Origin of the sequence: Dyella tabacisoli (assembly GCF_003350925.1) — a bacterium.
Taxonomy (GTDB): domain Bacteria; phylum Pseudomonadota; class Gammaproteobacteria; order Xanthomonadales; family Rhodanobacteraceae; genus Dyella_C; species Dyella_C tabacisoli.
The window spans coordinates 442552-464747 of record NZ_KZ857173.1; the positions used below are offsets into that span (position 1 = coordinate 442552).

The following is a 22196-nucleotide window of genomic DNA, read 5'->3' on the forward strand; positions in this document are numbered from 1 at the left end:
AAGGTCAATGACTTGCGGCTGTCCATGAAGCGACCAGGGGCGTTTCATCTCAGAGAAAGAAGACGCAAGTCTGAAGGAGTTGATGATGCAACTGTCACGGAGCACGATGCTCACACGGTGGTCGATCATCGTGCTGTGGGCCGCAGGCATGATGCCGTTGGCGGCGCAAGCGACCGATTGGAACTACCGTGTACGGCCTAACGACAATATCTGGGATCTTTCCAGTCGTTACCTGAAACCCAGCATCCCCTGGCAAAAGCTGCAGGAATACAACCAGGTTGCCGACCCGCTCCACCTGCCGCCTGGCATGAGCCTGCATATCCCGATCGACTGGCTGCGCGTGCAACCGGCACATGCCAGTGTCGTGGCCGTGATGGGCGACGCGCATGCCCTGCTGCCGGGCCAGCCCCAAGCGATTGCCGTGAAGCCGGCGATGTCGTTCGGTTATGGCGCCCATTTGACGACAGGCCCGGATGCCAGTCTTACGCTGGAGTTTGCCGATCGTTCGCGCGTGCTGATGCACGGTGACAGCGAACTCGATCTGGACCAGATGAGCGCCTACGGCCAGACCGGCATGGTCGACACCCGGCTGCGTTTGCAACATGGCCGCGTATCCAACGATGTCACTCCACTCAGCGGCCCCGCCGCACATTTCAGCGTGGAGACACCCGGTACGATTTCCAGCGTGCGCGGCACCCATTTCCGTATCGCCGCCGATGCCGGCACCAAGCAATCACAGGCCGAGGTGTTGACGGGCCGGGTCGATGTGGCCGGTGGCAAGGGACACCTGTTGGTGAATAAAGGCCATGGCGTTGCAGTTGCGGACGGCAGCCGCCCCGGCAAGGATCACCTGCTGCTACCCGCGCCGAACTTGCATTGCCCAGAGCAGCCCTTGCGCCAGCAACCCTATGCTTTTGCATGGCCAGCGCAGCAAGGCGCGCAACACTACCGCGCACAGTTGGCACCCACTGCGCGCTTTGAAGTACTCATCCAAGACCGGCGAATCGACGAGCCCAAGATCTTCTTGCCCGATCTGCCGGACGGTGACTACGCCTTGCGCATACACGGTATCGACGAAGATCAGCTTGAAGGTCTGGATGCCGTCTGCACGATCCGCATCGACGGTCATCCGCAACCACCGCTGGTGCTGGAGCCGCAATCAGACAGCAAGGTCCGCGATACACGGCCATCGTTCCGCTGGACCGAAAGCCAGGAGATCGCCTCGTACGCCTGGCAATTGGCCTCCGATGCAGATTTCTCTCAACTGCTGAGCGACCAGCCGCAGATCAAGAGCGGCAACGTACGCGCGCCACAAAACCTGGCTTATGGCCACTACTACTGGCGCATCGCCAGCCGGGATAACAGCGGCAAGCTGGGTCCGTATAGCGCACCGCTGCCATTCGAGCTGATCGCCGAACCGCCCGCCCCGGCCCTTGATGCACCCAAGCATTCGAGCCACGAACTCAGCCTCGGCTGGCAGCCGGGGGCTCCCGGTCAGCACTACCGCGTACAGTTGGCACGCACAGCCGATTTCGCCAAACCTGCGGTAGATCAAACCGTGGACGAGCCCAAACTGCAGATTCCCAGGCCCGGCTCAGGCAAATGGCTGGTACGCGTGCAGACCATCGACACCGACGGCTACGCCGGCCCGTGGAGTTCGACTCAAACCGTCAAATTGCCATGTGCCGCCTGTCGCATAGCTGCGGCCGGTGGCGGTACCGTGCTGCTCTGGCTATTGCTGTGATCGTGCAATGACGTATTTGCGCCGACGACCCGATTCACTAAAGCATCGACATGGCCGTCGATGCTTGCTCGTCGGCACAGGACGTGAAGCGGCTGACATCAACTGATGCCATTCGATGTCTTTCCTCTACTGACGCGCTGCCTGATCTGGCTGGTAGGCATCGGCATGCTCACGATGCTGCTCGCCAGTGGTATCAGCACGCCGGTAGACAATGCCCTGTACGACCGCAATCTGCGCCATTGGCAATACCTGCCTAGCGATGACGTAGTGATCGTAGCGATCGACGCCAAGAGCCTGACTGAGCTGGGTCGCTGGCCATGGCCGCGTTCGCTGCACGCGCGTTTGATCGACCGCCTCACCGCTGCCGGGGCGCGCGGCGTGGGTATGGACGTAACCATCGCCGAACCCGACGCCACGCATCCCGAGAACGATCAGGCGCTGGCTCAGGCGATCAAGCGCAACGGTCATGTCGTGATGCCGCTCTTTGCCGAGCCCACCGCACTGGGCGGGCCGCTGGAAGAGATGATGCCGGTGCCCGCCATCACCCAAGCGGCTGCCGCATTGGGTCATGTCGATGTAGCCGCGGATGCCGATGGCCTGGTCCGCAGCGCTTATCTGAAAGCGGGCCTGGGCCGACCCTACTGGCCTTCATTTGCGCTGGCGCTGTATCAGCTTGGCTCCCCGGAGCTATCGGACAGATTGCCGGGGTTGCGCAACGACAGACCTAGCGAGTCGCCCTATCTGTGGATGCGCGACAACTATGTGCTGCTGCGCTATGCCGGCCCCGGAGGCCGTTTTGGCCGGGTTTCCTACACCGATGTGCTGAACGACCGCGTGCCGGCAGCGCTGTTGAAAGGGCGCTGGGTGCTGATCGGCGCCACCTCCGAAGGCCTCGGCGACGCCATCAACACACCGGCATCTCGCAACACGCCGTTGATGCCGGGGGTCGAGTATCAGGCGAACGTCCTCGAATCGCTGCTGCGCGGCTTCGCCATCACCCCACTGAGTTTTGCCAGCCAACTGCTGTTAGGTGGCCTCATGCTGGCCCTGCCCCTGCTGCTGCATGGCGTCCGTGGGCTGCGACGCCCCTGGCTGGCCGCGCTGATCTGCGGATGGCTCGTGCTGCTGCTGAGTTTGCTGCTGCTGCGCGGCCCTGCACGCTGGTGGCCGCCCAGTGCCTGCCTGCTGTTGCTTATCGTCGGCTATGGCATCCTCGGCCTGTTCGCGTCGTGGCGGCGACTATCCGCCGATGCGCTTGACCCTTCCCTCGTGCACCGCCATGCTGCGGCGCCTCGTACCACTGATATCCCCAGAGCATGAGCAGTCGTTACAACGCCGCCGATATCGAAGTCCTGTCCGGCCTGGACCCCGTCAAACGCCGTCCAGGCATGTATACCGACACCACCCGCCCGAACCATCTGGCGCAAGAGGTGGTGGACAACTCGGTAGACGAAGCTCTGGCCGGCCACGCCAAGAGCATCGAGGTGATCGTGCATAGCGACGGCTCGGTCGAAGTCAGCGACGACGGCCGCGGCATGCCGGTAGATATTCACCCCGAGGAAGGCATCCCCGGTGTCGAACTGATTCTGACCCGGCTGCATGCCGGCGGTAAGTTCAACGGCAAGAACTACAACTTCTCCGGCGGTTTGCACGGCGTCGGCGTGTCGGTAGTGAATGCGCTGTCCACCCGCGTCGAAGTCACTATTCGCCGCGATGGCAACGAATACCGCATGGTGTTTGCCAACGGCGACCGCATCAGCGAACTCGAAGTGATCGGCAGCGTGCCGAAGAAACGCACCGGCACCACCGTGCACTTCTGGTCCGACCCAAAATACTTCGATTCACCGAAAATCTCGCTATCCAAACTGAAGCATCTGTTGCGCGCCAAGGCCGTACTCTGCGCCGGCCTCAATGTGAAGCTCACCGATGAAGCCAGCGGCGAAGTTTGCGAGTGGTTTTACGAAGACGGCCTGCGCGACTACTTGCGCGGCGAACTGGATGGCGCCGAAGCGCTACCGAACGACTTGTTCGTGTATCACATGGCACGCGACGTCGAAGGCTTGGAAGTCGCCCTGGCCTGGCTGCCTGAAGGTGACCTGGTACAAGAAAGCTACGTCAACCTGATCCCTACGGCGCAGGGCGGCACCCATGTCAACGGTTTACGCACCGGCCTGACCACCGCGATCCGCGAATTTTGCGACATCCGCAATCTGCTGCCGCGCGGCGTGAAGCTGGCGCCGGAAGACGTCTGGGAGCGGCTCGCCTTTGTGCTCTCGGCCAAGTTGCAAGATCCACAGTTCGCCGGCCAGACCAAAGAGCGATTGTCTTCGCGCAATGCCGCCGGCATGGTCGAGAACGTTATCCATGACGCTTTCAGCCTGTGGCTGAATCAACATGTCGATCTTGGCGAGCGCATCGCCCAACTGGCGATCGAGCGCGCCAGCGCGCGGCTCAAGGCCGCCAAGCAAGTCATCCGTAAAAAGATCACCCAGGGCCCGGCCCTGCCCGGCAAGCTCGCCGACTGCACCGCCACGGACCTGACCCGCACCGAACTGTTCCTGGTCGAGGGCGACTCCGCCGGTGGCAGCGCCAAGCAAGCGCGCGACAAAGAGTTTCAGGCGATCCTGCCGCTGCGCGGCAAGATCCTCAACACCTGGGAGGTTGAATCGACCTCGGTGCTGGCTTCGGAAGAAGTACATAACCTCGCCATCGCGATCGGCTGCGATCCAGGCAAGGACGACCTCAGCAGCCTGCGCTACGGCAAGGTGATTATCCTTGCCGACGCCGACTCCGACGGCCTGCATATCGCCACCTTGCTCTGCGCGCTGTTCCTGCGCCACTTTCCCTCTCTCGTGCGCGAAGGCCACGTATTCGTCGCCATGCCACCGCTATTCCGCGTCGATGTAGGCAAGCAAGTGTTCTACTGCCTCGACGAAAACGAAAAAGCAGCGATGCTGCAGCGGATCGAACGCGAGAAAATGAAAGGCCAGATCAGCACCACTCGCTTTAAAGGCCTGGGCGAGATGAACCCGCCGCAGCTACGCGAATCGACCATCCATCCCGATACGCGCCGGCTGGTTCAACTCACCGTCGACGATGGCGACAGCACCGCCAAGCTGATGGATATGCTGTTGGCGAAGAAGCGCGCCAGCGATCGCAAAGCCTGGCTGGAAGAAAAAGGCGATCTGGCCACGCTAGAGGTCTAAACGTACCCGGAGTACTCATGGCTCTGACCGCACCACTTAACCTGCAACGCTGGATCGACGAACACCGTCATTTGCTCAAGCCCCCGGTGGGCAACAAATGCATCGTCGACGGCGATTTCATCGTGATGATTGTCGGTGGCCCCAACGCCCGCACCGACTACCATTTCGACGAAGGCCCCGAGTATTTCTACCAACTCGAAGGCGAAATGGTGCTGAAGGTGCAAGACGATGGTCAGGCTCGCGATATTCCGATCCGCGCCGGCGAAATGTTTTACTTGCCGCCACGCGTACCGCACTCGCCGCAGCGCATGCCCGAGTCGATCGGCCTGGTGATCGAGCGCCGCCGCCTGCCGCATGAAAAGGATGGGCTGCTGTGGTTCTGCGAGCACTGCAACCATAAGCTGTACGAGGAATACTTTATCCTCGACAGCATCGAGCGTGATTTTCCGCCCGTGTTCGAACGTTTTTACCGCTCGCGCGAAGCGCGCACCTGCACCGCTTGCGGGCATTTGAATCCCGCGCCCGAGCGATATACCGCGCTTACGCAAACACCCTGAGAACCTCTTTAAATTACGCGCTACGCATCAGCCACTTGCCTGCCATTCGCCGCAATGAGTCGTCGGTGTGCGGGTCGTCGGCCAACTGGCGAATCGGCTTCCATGCCAAAGCCAGCGACTCTTCGCTGATCGCAAACGCCTCACTGCCGGTAGCGCGTACCACATAACGCACATCGTAATGCCAGTGACCAGGCTCATTGCCACGCTCGGGAATCCAGTGCCGATCCAGATCGAACACCTTCTGCTCGACCTGCAGATCCGTAAGACCCGATTCCTCCTCAGCCTCGCGCAACGCGACCTGCGCGAGATCGGCATCGCCATCGGCATGTCCGCCCAATTGCAGCCAACGCTGCAATTTACGGTGATGCGTCAGTAGCACGCGCTCACCATCGGCGCTGACCAACCAGGCCGAACCGGTGAAATGCGCGGCGAGATGCGTGCGCTCGAACGCGCGCGGCGTCTCATCCAGAAAACGAAAAAACGCCGCAGTATCAGCCTCGTTCGGCCAGCGCACCGCGTAATGATGAAGCTCTGCATGCAAGGTCATGGGTCTTGGAATCGGATTAGACATAGAGCACAGCTCTGGCGGCGTCATTATCTTTTTGTATTTGCCATGTCGCAAATCACAGCAGGCGTTATTTTCCAAAAATGCACGCAGAACGAGTGCGTCGAAACTTCCTTCAGACCGCGCCGGCAGCCCGTATTACCCGCAGTGCAGCTTGTACGGCCGCGCTCCGCTGGGATAAGGTGCGTCGTTACGTCTAGAAGCACCGGCCACACCGGGCATGGCGTGCGTTACTGTCTTCACTTGCAAGTGCGACATTTCGGGGGTAAGGGACCAACATGTTGAAGAACTTGTTTGCAACACATTCGATTGATGCCATGCCACAACCTGGCGGCGGGGAGCCGGCTCAGGGTCCGCATGGCGAAGCGACTCTCAAACGCGCATTGAGCGCTCGCCACCTGGTATTGCTCGGTGTCGGCGCGATCATCGGCGCCGGCATTTTCGTTATCACCGGACAAGCCGCCGCGCAGCATGCGGGTCCGGCCATCGTGCTCAGCTTCGTGCTGGCCGGCATTGCCTGCGCACTGGCCGCACTGTGTTACGCCGAATTCGCCGCGATGATTCCGGTGTCCGGCAGCGCGTACTCGTACTCCTACGCGACCCTGGGCGAATACGTCGCCTGGTTCGTCGGCTGGAGTCTGGTGCTGGAATATTTGTTTACCGTAGCCACCGTGGCGGCTGGCTGGTCCGGCTATTTCAACAAACTGCTTTTGTTGATAAGCGGATGGATCGGTCACGATGTCTCGCTACCGGCGGCATTGGCGGCAGCGCCTTTCGAAGTCGTTGAAGGCCACATCCGCGCTACCGGCATGCTCATCAATCTACCGGCGGTGGCGATCATCGCGGCCATCACCGGCTTGTGCTATGTCGGCATTACGCAATCGGCCTTCGTCAACTCGATCATCGTGGCGATCAAGGTCACGGTGATTTTGTTGTTCATCGCATTCGCGGCGAAATACGTCAACCCGGATAATTGGCACCCCTTCATCCCGGTCAACGAAGGCGGCTCCAAATACGGCTGGGGCGGCGTAGGCCGCGCGGCGGCCATCGTGTTCTTCTCGTATATCGGCTTCGATGCGGTATCCACTGCAGCGGCAGAGGCCAAGAATCCGCAGCGCGATATGCCTATCGGCATCATGGGCTCGCTGATCTTCTGCACGATTCTGTACATCATCGTGGCCGCTATTCTTACCGGCATCGCCGACTTCCGTTTGCTCAACACCCCTGAGCCGGTCGCGACGGCACTGGACAGCTACCCGCAACTCCGCTGGCTGCAGGCCATCGTGGTGGTCGGTGCGGTTACCGGCTTGAGTTCGGTGATTCTGGTGATGATGATGGGCCAGCCGCGCATCTTCTATTCGATGGCGCGTGACGGTCTGATTCCTGCCGTGTTCGGCAGGATCCACAAAAAGTTCCGCACCCCGCACGTCGGCACCGTCGTCGTCGGCGTCCTGGCGGCCGTGCTCGGTGGCATGTTCAACATCGGCGTGCTGGGCGAAATGGTCGCTATGGGTACCCTGCTCGCCTTCGCCACGGTCTGCATCGGCGTACTGGTCTTGCGCTATACCCGCCCTGAGTTGCCGCGTGCATTCCGCGTGCGCCTGCCGTGGCTGGTCTGCCCGCTGGGTGCGCTGGCCTGCATGGCGCTGTTCCTGATGTCCTTCATCGAGCATTGGCGCTGGATGCTGGCCTGGATCGCGATCGGCCAGGTGATCTATTTCGGCTACGGCTATACGCATAGCAAGTTGCGCAAGCAAACCACCTAACCATCGTCGCTGTCAGGGCCGGCCTTGTGCCGGCCCTGACGCTCCGGTTGTACGGCGACGCTCCATCGCCCTGTCGACGCAATACCCAGGTTTAAACATGCTTAAGCAGCTCTTTGCCCGCAAGACCGATTTCAGCGACGCCGACGACAGCCACGGCCCCGCCCTGCGTCGCACGCTCGGCCCATGGGGCGTCACTGCCCTGGGGATCGGCGCGGTGATCGGCACCGGCATCTTCGTGGTCACCGGCCAGGCCGCGGCGGAACACGCCGGCCCCGCGGTGCTTATCTCGTTCATGCTGGCGGCCATCTGCAGCGGCTTCACGGCACTGTGCTATGCCGAGTTCGCTACCTTGATACCGATCTCCGGCAGCTCGTACTCCTACGCTTATGCCACTTTGGGCGAAGTAGTCGCCTGGTTTATCGGCTGGAACATGGTGCTGGAATACGGCATCTCCGCCTCGGCAGTGGCGGCGAGCTGGACCGGCTACTTCACCAGCCTGCTAGATCACGTAGGCATCCACCTACCGGCCTCCTTAACTGCCGCGCCACTGGCTTATACCGATGGTCACCTTGTAACTACCGGGCATTTGATGAACCTGCCGGCGGTCGCCATCGTGATGGCACTGACCTGGTTGTGCTACGTCGGTATCCGCGAGTCGGCCGGTATCAACGTATTGATGGTGATACTCAAAGTCGGCCTGATCGTGGTGGTAGTGGTTGCCGGCTATCGTTATATAGACCCGGCTAACTGGCACCCCTTCGTGCCGCCGTCGGACGGCCCCGGCAAGTACGGCTGGTCTGGTGTCATGCGCGGTGCCGCCATGGTGTTCTTTGCCTATATCGGCTTTGAAGCCACGTCTACCGCAGCACAAGAATGCAAGAACCCGCAGAAGGACTTGCCATTCGGCACGCTGGTTTCACTGGTGATCTGCACGGTGCTGTACCTGGCTATGGCCGCCGTATTGACCGGCCTGATTCCCTATACCGAGCTAGGCACCAACGAGCCTGTCGTGACAGCGATAAGAGCGCATCCCGAACTGGGTTGGCTGCGACTGGTCGTGGAGGTCGGCGCGCTGATCGGCCTGTCTTCGGTGATCCTAGTGATGATCATCGCTCAGCCACGCATTTTTATGATTATGTCGCGCGATGGCTTGCTGCCGCCCGTGTTCAATCGCATCCATCCGCGCTACCGCACGCCACATCTCAATACTTTAATTACCGGTGCCGGCATCGGTGTACTCGCAGCGATTTTCCCGCTCGACTTGCTCGCCGACCTCACTTCCATGGGCACCCTGATCGCCTTCGTAGCCGTCTGCGCCGGCGTGCTGATTCTGCGCTACACCGCGCCGGAGCTGCCGCGACTGTTTCGCGTACCGGCCGCCTGGTTTGTCTGCAGCGCAGGCGTACTCAGTTGTCTTGCCCTGCTATCGACCATGGCCTGGTTCAATTGGGCGCTGATGATCGGCTGGACGGTCGTGGGCCTGTTTATCTATTTCGGCTACGGTCGGCGGCATAGCCGGTTACGACTCCGACAGGCGCCCCCGACGGCACGCTCTTAATCAGCTTCGCCGAAAAGCACGAAACAGCGCCTAACTTCGTCGAAAATCGATATGTGACTTTTGGCTTCATTTCGCCTTAAACCAAAGTCGAAGACTCATGATATTGTTATAACTACATGATTTATAACAATTTTAACAAATAATTATTTTAAAATTTCGCCGCTGTCATGGTCCCCGCCGACCCAACCAGAGTATGATCTTCAGTCCGTGGGTAGATCACTTGGCAGTGGGCCCCGGATTGCCGCCCGGCGCGTCAGACCACCGTTCCTCAGTCTGACGCGCCTGGGCAGCATCTTTTCCCGCCTCTTCTTTGCACTCCCTCCTCTCGCGCATATCGACATCACTCGGCATCGGATCGCCGACGAAAGCGTGCCTCTTATCGCGACAGCTTTGCTCTTGCTATCGGAGATGCGCCGCGACTCAAAGGCTTCCGGCAAAAAATTTTCCGCGCCATCAGCAACCAGGCCACGCCCACAAAAAAGGCCGGCACAAGGCCGACCTTCGCAACACTGCATAACGTTATAAGTGCGCCGACTTAAGCTTTCTTTGCCGCGTGCGACACACACCAGCCCTTCGCGTTTACCGACTTACCCGGAAACAACTGGCAAGGGCCATAGCCGCTTGGACCGCCGGTGTAAAACTGACAATTGCTGCAGACGTCGCCGGCTTTACGCTTGGCACCGCCCCTGCCGGCATCCTCGACATAACCAAGCGCCTTGGCGGTCGGGTCGGATTCGGCCACATGCGGCAGATCAGCGGCGCGCGCAAAACGCGGCAGCCCACCGATAGCGACAACCGCGGCCGTCGTGCCGACCGCTACCTTGAGAAAGCGGCGACGCGATTCAATATTTTCGTCATGCGACATTGGCAAAACCTCCGTCATGGATCTGCTCACCGCACCCTGCGGCGAACCTGGCCGCATGGTACGCCCGCTGCGCCAGCCCCGGCGAGAATGGCTCGCATTCCATAGACATACTGTTCAGCCCGGATTTTACGGCGTGTTATAGTCGCCCATCATTTGGACGTCCATTTGCACATGTGCAACCCATCATGAATCAGATTATTCCCCCAACAATTCCCCCCGCGCTGTTCGCCGAACGTGCCGATGCCATTGCACAAGCCGCCGCTGAGCTGGCGGCGTCCGGCTGGACACCGGCAACCAGCAGCAATTTCTCGATGCGGCTGGATGCCGAGCATGCGGCGATTACCATTTCCGGCCGCGACAAAGGCCATCTGGGCCGCGACGACATCATGCTGGTAGACATGCAGGGCCATGCAGTGGGCACATCGGCCCGCCCTAGTGCCGAGACCGAGCTGCATACGCAGATCTATCGCCGCTGGCCGGCAATGAATGTGGTGCTGCACACTCACTCACGTACACAAAGCGTCGCCTCTCGCCTGTTCGCCAAAGAAGGCGCCGTTCGGCTGCAAGGCTGGGAGCTGCAGAAAGCCATCGCCGGGCAAACCACCCATGACAGCGAATTGCTGATACCGGTATTTCCCAACACCCAGCACATGCCCGAGCTGGTCGCCCAGGTGGATGCATGGCTGGATGCCGGCAAACCCTTGCATGCTTATCTGATCGATGGTCACGGCATCTATACCTGGGGCCGCGACATGGCCGAAACCCGCCGACATCTGGAAGCCCTGGAATTTCTGCTGGGCTGCGAATTGGACCTGAGGAGATTATCCGCATGAGCCGTCTACGTATTTACAAAGACACTCACCCCGAAGCGCCATTATCGGTACATACCGCGCATGCCGACATCGCCAGCGAGCTGGGCAAGGCAGGCATCCGTTTCGAGCAATGGGAAGCCAGCCAACCGGTGGCGCCAGGCGCCAGCCAGGACGAAGTCATCGCGGCCTATCGGGCTGACATCGACCGGCTGATGGCCGCGGAGGGCTACCAGACTGTCGACGTCATCAGCCTGAAGCCCGATCATCCCGATCGCGCCACGCTGCGTCAGAAATTCCTCAATGAGCACGTTCACAGCGAAGACGAGGTGCGCTTCTTCGTGGCCGGTGCCGGCCAGTTCACCCTGCACATCGAAGGCAAGGTCTACGAAGTGCTGTGCGAGCAAGGTGACCTGATTGGCGTACCCGATGGCACCCGTCACTGGTTCGACATGAGCGAGGCCCCCTATTTCGTGGCGATTCGGCTGTTTACCAACAAAGAAGGCTGGGTGGCGCAATTCACCGGCGAGGACATCGCCCAGCATTTTCCGCGCATGACGCCACGGCTGTCGGCGCCGCTCGACGCCTGACTTGCGCCATTTGGCGCGGCGGGTAAGCTTGCCGTATTCGTCTCACGGCAAAACCCATGACTGTCATCCGCGCCATCGTCACCGATATCGAGGGCACCACCAGCTCGATCAGTTTCGTCAAAGACGTGCTGTTTCCATACGCGCGCAAGCGCTTGCCCGCCTATGTCGAGACCCATGCCGATCAACCCGATATGCAGCATTGGTTGCACGAAGCGGCAAAAGAGGCGGGTATTGTCGAAGCCAGCCGGCAAGAAATCATTGAACTACTGCTGCGCTGGATCGACGAAGACCGCAAATCCACCGCGCTCAAGGCCTTGCAGGGCATGATCTGGAAGGTCGGCTATGAAAACGGCGACTACCGCGCGCATATGTACCCCGAAGTCGCCGCTCGCCTGCACGCCTGGCGAGCGGACGGCCTGCATCTTTATGTGTACTCCTCCGGCTCGGTGCCCGCGCAGAAGCTGTTCTTCCATTACAGCGAAGCGGGCGATCTGAGCCCCATGTTTGCCGGCTATTTCGATACCGAAACTGGCCCCAAGCGCGAACGCCGGTCATATGAGCAGATTGCCGAGGCCATCGGCGAACAGCCTGGGCATATCCTGTTCCTGTCCGACATCGTGGAAGAACTCGATGCCGCACGAGCGGCCGGCTTCCGTACCGGCTGGCTGTTACGCCCGCCATTGGCGATCCCGGCACAACCGACGCACCCGGCCTATGCCGACTTCGACGCCATCGAACTCTGACTCGGGCAAGCCCACGCATGCGTACCGCACTGACCGCCCTACTCGCCTTTGCCGCCGGTATCTTGCTGATGCTGGTGCTGTCGCACTACGCGCCGCCTGGCGAGCTTGCCGGGACAGGTCCCACCGGCACGAAAATCACCGCGCGCTCGAATCCGGCCAGCGCTGCATCCGTGGCCGATGCGGCTCATGGCGATGTCGACGGCGATGCCATGGGCAGCGACTGGCCACTGCAAGGGCTGTCACCCGAGCAGGTGATCTACGCTCAACCGCAGCTATTGCACCATGCCATCGAGCAACTTAGCCCGCGCGTGCTCAATAAGCCCAACCTCTATGTGGTGGCCTTCGCCGGCGACGGTGGCGAGGATGTGTTTCACAACGAAGCCGAATACACGTCGAAGTTGTTTGCCGGCCGCTTCGGTGCCACTGCGCATACCTTGGTGCTGGAAAATCACCCGACCACCCTCAGCACGCGCCCGCTGGCGACCTGGAGCAACCTGGAAAACGCACTCGACAGCCTGAGCAGCGTGATGAAGCCGGATGAAGACATCTTGATGCTTTATCTCACCACCCACGGCGACGAAGAACACAACCTGTTGATCGATATGGATCCCCTGCCCCTCGATCAGATAGGTGCCGCGGACCTTGCCGAGATTTTTAAGAAACACCCTTTCCGATGGAAAGTCGTGGTGGTCAACGCCTGCTATTCCGGCGGTTTTGTACCCACATTGCGCGGCCCGAACACCTTGGTGATGACGGCCGCGCGCACTGATCGCAGCTCATTTGGTTGCGGCAGTGACTCGGACATTACCTATTTCGGCAAAGCCTGGCTGACCTATGCGCTGAACCGCACCCCGGACTTTATCGAGGCCTTCAAACAAGCCAGCGGTCAAATCGCACAGTGGGAACAAAAAGATCAGCTCGTCCCCTCCGAGCCACAAATTGACGTCGGCACCGGCATTGCCGAGCAGCTAGCGCAATGGCGCAAAAGCATCACACCCGGACCAGCGGTGCCGTTTACGCCGGCAAAGCCGATGCAACATCCAGGCGCAAATACCCCTTAAGCGCCTTGCGCACGGTTTTTGCAGCGGACGTACGCTGCTGGGGAGAGAGGCAAACGCCCCACGCCTTCAGGGGCGCTCAGCGTGCCGTTCTGCCAGCACTGCGGCAACATCCGCCAGTCCTAAACCACGAGCCCGCAGCAGCACCGTAAGGTGAAAAACCAGATCGGCAGCCTCGCCAAGCAGCTCCGCATCCTCTTGAGTTACCGCAGCCAGCGCTGTTTCCACACCTTCCTCACCCACCTTTTGCGCCATGCGACGGATACCGCCGTCGAACAGGCTGGTGGTGTAGCTGCCGGCGGGTCGCTCGCTATAGCGGTGTGCAACTAAGGCATCGAGCTCGGCCAGAAAACCCAACGGCGGACGCACCGTTGCGCTCTCGCCAAAGCAACTCGATGTACCTCGATGACAGGTCGGTCCGTGCGGCTCGGCTTGAATCAGCAAGGTGTCGGCATCGCAATCCATGCGAACGGATTTCAGCACGAGCGTGTGGCCTGAACTTTCGCCCTTGGTCCACAAGCGCTGTTTGCTGCGGCTGTAAAACGTGACATGACCGCTGCTCTGCGTTTGCGTCAGCGCTTGGGCGTTCATATAGCCAAGCATCAGCACTTCGCCGCTTAGCCAATGCTGCACGATCGCCGGCAACAAGCCATCGCCTTTCGCCCAATCCAGATCTAATTTGGTCTGGTCTAATTTGGTCAGATCAGACTCGGCGAGCTGTGGGGGGGGGGTATGTACGTCGCTCATCGCTGAAGTCCTGACCTGGTCTTATCCGCTGTGTACACACTCATAAACGCACCTCGATACCTTGCTTGCGTAGATAGCTCTTGAGCGCCGGAATCGCGATGGCGCCGGAATGGAACACGCTGGCGGCCAGCGCGCCGTCCACATCGGCGTCGGCAAAGGCATCGCGAAAATGCTCCGGTAATCCAGCGCCGCCAGAGGCGATCAACGGAACCTGACAGACCGCGCGGGCCACTTCGAGCTGCTCCAGATCGTACCCTTGGCGCACGCCATCGCTCCCCATGCAATTGAGCACGATCTCGCCGGCGCCGCGCTGCTGTACTTCGCACATCCAATCGAGCGTGCTGCGCGCCAGTGCCTGAGTACGCGAAGGGTCACCGGTGTACTGACGCACCCGCCATATCCCATCGTCGTCACGCAGGCTATCGATGCCGACGACCACGCATTGCACACCAAACGCGGCCGCCAGTTCATCGATCAATCCGGGCCGCTCAAGCGCTGGCGAATTCACTGAAATCTTGTCGGCACCGGCATGTAACACGCTACGCGCCTGCTCTACATTGCGAATACCACCGGCAACACAAAACGGGATATCGATAACGCGCGCCACGCGTTCCACCCAGGCACGATCCACGCTGCGTTCCTGCGGACTGGCGGTGATGTCGTAGAACACCAGCTCATCGGCGCCTTCATCGCGATAGCGCATCGCCAGGTCGACGATTTCGCCCATCACCACGTGATCGCGAAAACGCACGCCCTTGACCACCTTGCCGTCACGGACGTCTAAACAAGGGATGATGCGTCGGCTCAACATATCAATGCATCCTGCAAGGTGAAACGACCTTCCAGCAGCGCACGCCCAAGAATCACCGCTCGAGCGCCGGCCTCCCGCGCAGCACGAATATCGTCCAGCGAACGCACCCCACCGGACGCCTGCACTGCCATGTGCGGAACCGTGGCAGACAAATGGCGATAAAGATCGAGATTGAACCCGGCCAGCATGCCATCGCGGTCGATGTCGGTGCACAGCAAATGGCCTGCGCCTCGACTGGCATACCAAGGCGCCAGCTCGTCCAGGGTGCGCGCTTCCAGCTCGGTCCAGCCGGCGCTGGGCAAAGCCCAGCGACCATCGATACGACGAGTATCGAGTGCGATAGTCAAACGCTCTGTTCCGTACGTCGCCAGCCATCCCGCTACCAGCTCAGGCTCACGAATAGCCACACTACCCAGCACCACTCGGCTTACGCCGGCATTGAACAAGCGCTGCACATCATCCTCGCCACGCACACCGCCACCTGCCTGAATCTGCATGCCGCTTGAGGCGATCGACTCGATCACCGCAAGGTTGTCGAGACTACCCGAGCGAGCGCCATCCAGATCAACCAGATGCAGCCAACGCGCACCGGCATCGGCATAGCTTTGCGCCAACTCGCGCGGGTCGGTCGCATAAATCGTTTGCTGCGCGTAATCGCCTTGCTTCAACCGCACTACGCGGCCATTGCGCAGGTCAATCGCGGGGATCACCACAAATGTCATCGCTGAAGATGTCATAGCACTAGAAAATTCTTGAGGAGTTTGGCGCCGACTTCGGCCGAACGCTCGGGGTGAAACTGCATGCCATAAAAATTATCGTGCGCGATCACGGCAGAGAACTCGCCACCATAGTCGGCCGTGACCAGGGTGTAGTCACCCACAGGCACCGCATAGCTGTGCACAAAGTAGGCCCAATCCTTTTCGCTCAACCCGCTCAGCAATGGATGAGGTTTCCGCACGCGCAGTTGGTTCCAGCCCATATGCGGCACGCGCATGCCCGGCGCTTCGACAAAGCGTTGCACATGGGCGGGAATCAGCCCGAGGCAATCGACTTCAGCTTCTTCCGAACGCCTGCATAGCAACTGCATACCCAGACAGACACCGAGTACCGGCTGCGTCAACGAGCGCATCAGCTCGACCAGACCCAGTTCGTGCAAACGCGCCATACCGGGGCCGGCAGCACCGACACCGGGCAAGATCACTTTGTCGGCCGCACGAATCAGTGCGGCATCCGCCGTCAGTTCGGCATCCACCCCAAGCCGTTGCAGTGCATAGCGCACCGAGCCGATATTGGTGCCGCCGGCATCCACTAAGACCACGGCCATTACAGCGCGCCCTTCGTACTGGGAAGCTCGCTCCCTTCGCGACGGAACGCCTGGCGCAATGTACGCGCGACCACTTTGAAACAGGCCTCCACCATGTGATGCGCATTCTCTCCGCGCACGGCCAAATGCAGATTGGCGCCCAAGGTCTCGCATAACGAACGGAAAAAATGCGGCACCAGCTCGGTGGGTACTTCACCTACGCGCTCGCGCGGAAAGCTGCCCTCGAACACGAAGTACGGCCGACCGGACAAATCCAATGCAGCACTGGCTTGCGCCTCGTCCATCGGCAAGGTGAATCCATAGCGACCAATGCCACGTTTGTCGCCCAGCGCTTGTTTCAATGCCTGACCGAGAGCCAGTGCGCAGTCTTCGATCGTGTGGTGCTCGTCGATATGAGTGTCGCCGTCGCAGTTCAACTCCAAGGCAAAACCGCCGTGCTTGCCGATCTGTTCCAGCATATGGTCGAAGAAACCGATGCCGGTATGCGCTTTGGGCTCGGCGATTCGATCCAGATCCACGTTGACGGTGATACGGGTTTCCTTGGTGTTGCGCACGATGGTCGCAGTACGTGGCGCATCGAGCATACGGTGCGCGATCTCGCTCCAGCCGATGCCTGGCAGCCCTACACCCGGCAAACCTACGCGAAAGCCGCGCACGCCCATATTGGCGGCAAACTGCAAGTCGGTATCGCGGTCGCCGACCATCGCCGATGCCGTGCGGCTCCAACCATCGTCGGCAAGATAGTGGCGCAGCATGCCCACGCCAGGTTTGCGCGTATCCAGGCCATCCTGCGGAAAACTGCGGTCGATCAACACCTCGTGAAAACGAACACCCTGCGACGCAAAAATACGCATGAGCAAGGCATGCGGACCGGCGAAATGCGCCTCTGGAAAACGGTCCGTACCGAGACCGTCCTGATTGGTCACCATCACCAGTTCATAGCCGCTGCTGACAAAGCGCTGCAATGCGGCGACGACATCGGGTAGCAACGCCAGCTTTTCATAGCTGTCGATCTGTTCGTCCGCCGGCTCTTCGATCAGGCAACCGTCGCGATCGACAAAAAGTATCTTGCGACTCATATCGCATCTCCTTGTAGAGCCTGCTCGTGTAAAACCGGCTCTTGCAATACCTGCAATACGCGCGCGTTTTCCTCCGCCGTGCCCATGGTGATGCGCAACGCATCGCCGAGATTGGGATAACGCTGCACATTGCGCACGACGATGCCGGCCGCAAGCAGACGCTGGTACACCGCCGCAGCCTGCTCAAAACGAACGGCGAGAAAATTCGCCTGCGAAGGCAATACTTCGCGCACACCGGGTAGGTCGCGCAATGCCTCGGTCATCCGCATGCGCTGCTCGCGCACGATGCGCACATGTTCGTGAGCACGGTCTTTACCAACAGGCGATAACGCCTCTAGCGCCGCCGCCACGCATGGCAGAGGCAGCGGATACGGTGGAATGATTCGCCGCAACAAAGCGATCACCTCGGCATTCGCCAGCAGGCAGCCAATGCGTGCACCGGCCAAGGCCCACGCCTTGGACAAGGTACGCAGCACAGCGAGGTGCTCATAACGCTCGATCAGATCCGATACGCTGCCGTCCTCGCCCGCATCGACAAATTCGATATAGGCCTCGTCCACTACCAGCAGGGCCTTGCCGGTCAGGGCTGCAGCCAATCGCTCGATGCTTGCCCGTGGTATCGGCCGTCCACTCGGATTGTTCGGTGTGCAAACGAAAACCAGCTTGACGGACGGGGTCAGTGCCGCCAGCACAGCATCCACATCAAGTGTGAAATCGGCCGTCAACGCCACTTCGACCACGGCGGCGTTCTGGATCCGCGCACAGACCGCATACATGCCAAAGGTCGGCGGCTGAATCAGGATCGCGTCCTCGCCGGCGCGGCAAAACGCGCGGACTAAAAGATCGATGGCTTCGTCGCTGCCGCGACCGATCAATAGCTGCTCGTGACGCACGCCATAAAGACTTGCCAATGCCTCGACCAAGGCCGCCGGCTGCGGCTCGGGATAGCGATTACAACCCTGCCCTGCTTCGCCTGACGGTGCCCAGGCCGATTCATTCGCATTGAGAAAAACCTGCCCACCGCTGGCCTCCATCCGTGCGGAGGAATACGGCTGCATGGCGCGGATCTCCGGCCGTGCAAGATCAAGCACACTCATGTCAGCCGCTCCGATACAGTCCGATCTAATACAGATTGATTCAATACCATTTGATCCAATGCTTCCAAGCGCAAGGTCACCGCGCGGCGATGCGCCTCCAACTGCTCCGCAGCAGCCAAGATAGCGGCGCATGGGCCAATCGCGCGCAAACCTTCTGCGCTCAGCTCTTGCACCGTGATCTGCTTTTGAAAACTGGCCACCGACACACCGCTATAGCTGCGGGCGTAGCCGTAAGTCGGCAGCACATGATTGCTGCCGCTGCAGTAGTCCCCCACCGACTCAGGCGTCCAGGCACCCAAAAAAATCGAGCCGGCACTGTCAATGCCGTCAAGCAATGCGCGCGGTTCGGCCACCTGCAGAATCAAGTGCTCGGGCGCATAGCGGTTACTCACCTCGACCGCCTGTTCCAGCGAATCGACCGCGATCAATCGGCTCTGCGCCAACGCCTGCAACGCGATCGCACAACGGGGCAATTCGGCGCACTGGCGTTCGACTTCGCCGGCGACCCGATCGAGCATGGCGTACGAAGGGCTGAGCAAGATCACCTGCGAATCCGGCCCGTGCTCGGCCTGGGAGAGCAGATCGGCGGCGACGAAGACCGGATTCGCCGCCTCATCGGCGATCACCAATACCTCGGATGGGCCTGCCGGCATATCAATCGCGGCGCCCTCGGGGTCGGCCGACACTTGTAGCTTGGCCTCGGTGACCCAGGCGTTGCCGGGGCCGAACAATTTGTCGCACTTGGGCACCGAAGCCGTGCCATAGGCCATCGCCGCGATCGCCTGCGCGCCACCAAGCTTGAACACCTTATGCACGCCGGTGATGCGCGCGACATACAGCACGGCTTCATCGCAGCGGCCATCGGCACGCGCCGGCGAACACAACACCACCTCACGACAACCAGCGATAAGCGCCGGCACGCCGAGCATCAGCGCAGTCGACGGTAACGGCGCACTGCCTGCCGGCACGTATAAGCCGACTCGCGCAACAGCGCGCAGTACACGCTCCACTCTTACGCCACCGGCCGTTTCGACGGCGACCGGCTGCGGCGCCGTCGCGCGGTGAAATATCTCGATACGCGCGGCTGCTTCATGGATCGCGGCCTTCAGAGCCGGATCGAGCGCCGCCTCGGCAGCCGCAAATTCAGCCTCGGTAACCTCGATGGCTTCCAGTACGCAACGATCATATTTCGCACTGAACTCGAACAAGGCTTCATCACCACGCTCGCGTACGGTGGCAATAATCTGCTCGACGCTTTGACGCAACGCATCGGCACGCAATTGTGCGGGCCGTGCCAGCGCCGTGCGTCGCGCCTGCTCATCCAATACATTCCAATCCAGCCGCTTCATACCAACCCGCCTTTCATCTCATGCCATCTGCTTTAAACCAGCCTGCCTTAAGCCGACCTGCTTTTACGCGAGCCCGCTCTAAGCCAGCATTTTCTCCACCGGCAACACAAACATTTCGCGCGCACCGGCCTTCTTGATCTCTTCCAATTGCCGCCAGCTCACTTCACCTGCGCACAGCGCCTGCAACATGAGTTGATCGGGCTGACCCGCTACCGATAGCAAGGTCGGCTGCGGGCCGCCGGGCAACAAGCGGGTTACCGCCTCCAAGGTGCTACGCGAGGTTTGCAACAGCAGCAGGCGTGACTCGCGCACCTGAATCACCCCGTCCAGCCGCTTCAACAGCAGCTCGATCATGTCGCCGCGTTCATCGGTCGGCAGCACCTGCGGACCGGCCAGCACCGCTTCGCTCTCCAACAGCACCTCAGCCTCGCGGAGCTGATTGGCCACCAGGGTGCCACCGCTCTGGACCAGGTCGCAGATCGCATCGGCCGTACCCAGCCGTGGCGCGATCTCGACCGAACCAGCCAGCGTCACCACCCCGGCTTCGATACCGTGTCCACGTAGCCACTGTCCGAGCAAGCCGGGATATGACGTAGCGATACGGGTTCCAGCCAATTGCTTCGGCTGCTGGTAGTCCAGCTCCTGCGGCACGGCGATAGACAACCGGCAGCGGCCAAATCCAAGCGGTCGCCATTCGCTCAGCGGCGCCGCGTCCAGACCCGCCGTAAGCTGGTACTCGTTCAGCACATTGCGGCCGACGATGCCCAGATCGCATACGCCTTGAGCAATCAGCCCTGGAATGTCGTCATCGCGCACCAGCAGTAAATCGACCGGCTCGCCCTCACCGAAGCAAAACAACTTGTCACGACTCTGCCGAAAACTGAGGCCGCAACGGTTCAGCAATTCCAGCGCCGGCTCGGTGAGTCGGCCGGACTTCTGCATGGCAATACGCAAACGATCGCGGGGCTTCATGCCAACACCTTCTTCGCTTTGGTTTTCTTGCTGCGCGAGGCATGCGCAGCCGCAGCCAGATAGCCGCCACTGCCCTGATTGAGATAACGCGCGACGCGGCCGATGGTGGTGATGCTCACCGCCGTGCGCTCGTGAATCTCGCGATAAGACACACCATCGAGCAGATACGGCACCACCCGCCAGCGGTCTATCAGCACTTCTAGCTCAGCGGGAGTGCACAAATCGTGCAAGAAGGCCGCCATCTCATCGGCATTTTTCAGCGACAGCAACGCCTCGCAAAGGCTTAGCTCGGCGGACTCGGTGGGGGTCTCGGGGTCTAGCGATCGACGCTTCATAATGTGTTAACGCATTAATACAGTGGATCGCATCATACGCAGGTCATCGCGCCGCAGCAAGCGGCAATCCGCGCCCTCTCAGGCCATGTTTAGCGGCCGGCTACCGGCCCGGCCGCTTGCCGCGCGCGTGGATCGCCCCGGATGAACAGGCTCGATTCACGTCGTTATGCGCGCCACGCGGCTATCAAAGGCGTTGGCTACTTGATGCTGGCTCGCGAAGCCGTCGAGGTAACGCGCAGCATTTGGCACGCAGCCCAACCCAGCCATAGCAGGATCAGCACAATCAGCAGCTTCTGCACCAGCCCACGTGGCAGGCGGTGGTCCAGTATCTGTAGCCACAACGCCGCTGTCGCCAGCCAGGCCAGCACGACACCCAGGGGACCTCCCTGATGCAAGCGCGGATCACGCCGCCAACGCGCCGACAACAGCAACATACCGAAGCTAAGGCAGAGGAAGGTCGTCTGCGCGGCCAGCCCATGAATCAACCTGGCGAGATTCTCATGCGGGGTCCCCGCAAAAGATACGGTTGCCGCCACCGGCGACAGCGACACCCCGGCCACCACGAACAACACCGCGGCGAGCGCGCTGCGCTTTTCGATTGAAGTGACCTGATACCCCGCCCACGCAAAACCGATCAATACAGGGGTCATCAGGTAATACACCGAACGGACATATACGCCGCCAGGCCCGTCGAGATAAGCACTCAACGGGATCGCGATCGGATCGAGGTCATATCGTATGAACTGTGCGGCACCACAGACCAAGGCGAAGGCGATAACTGCCAATACCTGCAGCCACGCTATCGATCGAACCGTCTGAGCAGGGTGATTCATCAGCATCGATCTAGACCTACTTCACGTTAGCGACCGGCATCAGTGTGCCGGAAAAACGTGAAGGCTTGTCGCAAGAACAGACCCCCTCCCAGCCTCCCCCTACGAGTAGGGGGAGGGGCAAAAGTGCAGCGCTCGCTGTTTTTGACAGGGCGACGCACTGGGGTGGCTTTCTCCGTTGGTTACAGCAT

The 22196-nt window shown here is 60.6% G+C and carries 22 protein-coding genes; 10 read left to right on the forward strand and 12 right to left on the reverse strand.

All coding sequences use genetic code 11. From position 1 onward, the window contains the following. The first annotated feature begins 85 nt into the window (after nucleotides 1–85). From DVJ77_RS01705 to DVJ77_RS01720, 4 genes are all read left to right on the forward strand, one after another. On the forward strand, nucleotides 86–1744 hold the full coding sequence (locus DVJ77_RS01705) for a FecR domain-containing protein (protein WP_162791322.1): 1659 nt from the start codon (nucleotides 86–88) through the stop codon (nucleotides 1742–1744). A 105-nt stretch (nucleotides 1745–1849) separates the two neighbouring features. Next, nucleotides 1850–3064 carry a CHASE2 domain-containing protein gene (locus DVJ77_RS01710; RefSeq protein WP_225427718.1) on the forward strand — a complete coding sequence of 405 codons (1215 nt, stop codon included), beginning with the start codon at nucleotides 1850–1852 and terminating at the stop codon, nucleotides 3062–3064. Next, nucleotides 3061–4950, forward strand: coding sequence for a DNA topoisomerase IV subunit B (gene parE / locus DVJ77_RS01715; protein WP_114843719.1), 1890 nt, complete (start codon nucleotides 3061–3063; stop codon nucleotides 4948–4950). Before DVJ77_RS01710 ends, parE begins: the two co-directional genes overlap by 4 nt. A 17-nt stretch (nucleotides 4951–4967) precedes the next feature. After that, a complete protein-coding gene (locus DVJ77_RS01720; protein WP_114843720.1) occupies nucleotides 4968–5507 on the forward strand; it encodes a 3-hydroxyanthranilate 3,4-dioxygenase in 540 nt (179 codons plus the stop codon). 13 nt (nucleotides 5508–5520) lie between these two features. Here DVJ77_RS01720 and DVJ77_RS01725 read toward each other — a convergent pair whose 3' ends face one another. After that, nucleotides 5521–6054: an NUDIX hydrolase gene (locus tag DVJ77_RS01725; protein ID WP_191983651.1), complete on the reverse strand. Its 534-nt coding sequence runs from the start codon at nucleotides 6052–6054 to the stop codon at nucleotides 5521–5523. A gap of 296 nt (nucleotides 6055–6350) precedes the next feature. Here DVJ77_RS01725 and DVJ77_RS01730 point away from each other — a divergent pair, with 296 nt between their 5' ends. Both DVJ77_RS01730 and DVJ77_RS01735 read left to right on the forward strand, forming a co-directional pair. Further along, nucleotides 6351–7838: an amino acid permease gene (locus DVJ77_RS01730; protein ID WP_114843721.1), complete on the forward strand. Its 1488-nt coding sequence runs from the start codon at nucleotides 6351–6353 to the stop codon at nucleotides 7836–7838. 97 nt (nucleotides 7839–7935) lie between these two features. Beyond that, a complete protein-coding gene (locus tag DVJ77_RS01735; protein ID WP_114843722.1) occupies nucleotides 7936–9396 on the forward strand; it encodes an amino acid permease in 1461 nt (486 codons plus the stop codon). Nucleotides 9397–9931: 535 nt separating this feature from the next. Here DVJ77_RS01735 and DVJ77_RS01740 read toward each other — a convergent pair. Beyond that, nucleotides 9932–10261: a high-potential iron-sulfur protein gene (locus DVJ77_RS01740; protein ID WP_114843723.1), complete on the reverse strand. Its 330-nt coding sequence runs from the start codon at nucleotides 10259–10261 to the stop codon at nucleotides 9932–9934. Nucleotides 10262–10446: 185 nt separating this feature from the next. Between DVJ77_RS01740 and DVJ77_RS01745 the strand changes: the two genes are divergently transcribed. Genes DVJ77_RS01745 through DVJ77_RS01760 form a run of 4 tightly spaced genes read left to right on the forward strand, consistent with a single transcriptional unit; the run spans nucleotide 10447 to nucleotide 13464 of the window. Then, nucleotides 10447–11094, forward strand: coding sequence for a methylthioribulose 1-phosphate dehydratase (locus tag DVJ77_RS01745; RefSeq protein WP_114843724.1), 648 nt, complete (start codon nucleotides 10447–10449; stop codon nucleotides 11092–11094). After that, the gene (locus DVJ77_RS01750) at nucleotides 11091–11660 is read left to right on the forward strand and encodes a 1,2-dihydroxy-3-keto-5-methylthiopentene dioxygenase (protein ID WP_114843725.1); all 570 of its coding nucleotides are present in this window, start codon (nucleotides 11091–11093) and stop codon (nucleotides 11658–11660) included. Before DVJ77_RS01745 ends, DVJ77_RS01750 begins: the two co-directional genes overlap by 4 nt. 56 nt (nucleotides 11661–11716) lie before the next feature. Next, the gene (gene mtnC / locus DVJ77_RS01755; protein WP_114843726.1) at nucleotides 11717–12403 is read left to right on the forward strand and encodes an acireductone synthase; all 687 of its coding nucleotides are present in this window, start codon (nucleotides 11717–11719) and stop codon (nucleotides 12401–12403) included. 17 nt (nucleotides 12404–12420) lie between these two features. Beyond that, the gene (locus DVJ77_RS01760; protein ID WP_114843727.1) at nucleotides 12421–13464 is read left to right on the forward strand and encodes a C13 family peptidase; all 1044 of its coding nucleotides are present in this window, start codon (nucleotides 12421–12423) and stop codon (nucleotides 13462–13464) included. A gap of 66 nt (nucleotides 13465–13530) precedes the next feature. Here DVJ77_RS01760 and hisIE read toward each other — a convergent pair whose 3' ends face one another. The 10 genes from hisIE to DVJ77_RS01810 all read right to left on the reverse strand — a co-directional run bounded on the left by hisIE (nucleotide 13531) and on the right by DVJ77_RS01810 (nucleotide 22008). After that, nucleotides 13531–14208, reverse strand: a complete 678-nt coding sequence (gene hisIE / locus DVJ77_RS01765; protein WP_114843728.1) for a bifunctional phosphoribosyl-AMP cyclohydrolase/phosphoribosyl-ATP diphosphatase HisIE — start codon at nucleotides 14206–14208, stop codon at nucleotides 13531–13533. A gap of 40 nt (nucleotides 14209–14248) precedes the next feature. After that, nucleotides 14249–15019: an imidazole glycerol phosphate synthase subunit HisF gene (gene hisF, locus DVJ77_RS01770; RefSeq protein WP_114843729.1), complete on the reverse strand. Its 771-nt coding sequence runs from the start codon at nucleotides 15017–15019 to the stop codon at nucleotides 14249–14251. Next, nucleotides 15013–15741 carry a 1-(5-phosphoribosyl)-5-[(5-phosphoribosylamino)methylideneamino]imidazole-4-carboxamide isomerase gene (gene hisA / locus DVJ77_RS01775; RefSeq protein WP_114843730.1) on the reverse strand — a complete coding sequence of 243 codons (729 nt, stop codon included), beginning with the start codon at nucleotides 15739–15741 and terminating at the stop codon, nucleotides 15013–15015. Before hisA ends, hisF begins: the two co-directional genes overlap by 7 nt. Before the next feature lie 11 nt (nucleotides 15742–15752). Continuing rightward, nucleotides 15753–16343 carry an imidazole glycerol phosphate synthase subunit HisH gene (gene hisH, locus DVJ77_RS01780; protein WP_114843731.1) on the reverse strand — a complete coding sequence of 197 codons (591 nt, stop codon included), beginning with the start codon at nucleotides 16341–16343 and terminating at the stop codon, nucleotides 15753–15755. After that, nucleotides 16343–17422, reverse strand: coding sequence for a bifunctional histidinol-phosphatase/imidazoleglycerol-phosphate dehydratase HisB (gene hisB / locus DVJ77_RS01785; protein WP_114843732.1), 1080 nt, complete (start codon nucleotides 17420–17422; stop codon nucleotides 16343–16345). Before hisB ends, hisH begins: the two co-directional genes overlap by 1 nt. Beyond that, on the reverse strand, nucleotides 17419–18519 hold the full coding sequence (gene hisC / locus DVJ77_RS01790; protein WP_114843733.1) for a histidinol-phosphate transaminase: 1101 nt from the start codon (nucleotides 18517–18519) through the stop codon (nucleotides 17419–17421). Before hisC ends, hisB begins: the two co-directional genes overlap by 4 nt. Beyond that, nucleotides 18516–19868: a histidinol dehydrogenase gene (gene hisD, locus DVJ77_RS01795; RefSeq protein ID WP_114843734.1), complete on the reverse strand. Its 1353-nt coding sequence runs from the start codon at nucleotides 19866–19868 to the stop codon at nucleotides 18516–18518. The genes hisC and hisD overlap by 4 nt, the downstream gene beginning before the upstream one ends. Before the next feature lie 78 nt (nucleotides 19869–19946). Further along, on the reverse strand, nucleotides 19947–20840 hold the full coding sequence (gene hisG, locus DVJ77_RS01800) for an ATP phosphoribosyltransferase (RefSeq protein ID WP_114843735.1): 894 nt from the start codon (nucleotides 20838–20840) through the stop codon (nucleotides 19947–19949). Beyond that, on the reverse strand, nucleotides 20837–21175 hold the full coding sequence (locus DVJ77_RS01805; RefSeq protein WP_114843736.1) for a YerC/YecD family TrpR-related protein: 339 nt from the start codon (nucleotides 21173–21175) through the stop codon (nucleotides 20837–20839). Before DVJ77_RS01805 ends, hisG begins: the two co-directional genes overlap by 4 nt. Before the next feature lie 197 nt (nucleotides 21176–21372). After that, complete coding sequence (locus tag DVJ77_RS01810; protein ID WP_162791323.1) at nucleotides 21373–22008, reverse strand: DUF998 domain-containing protein; 636 nt, start codon at nucleotides 22006–22008, stop codon at nucleotides 21373–21375. Nucleotides 22009–22196 lie beyond the last annotated feature (188 nt).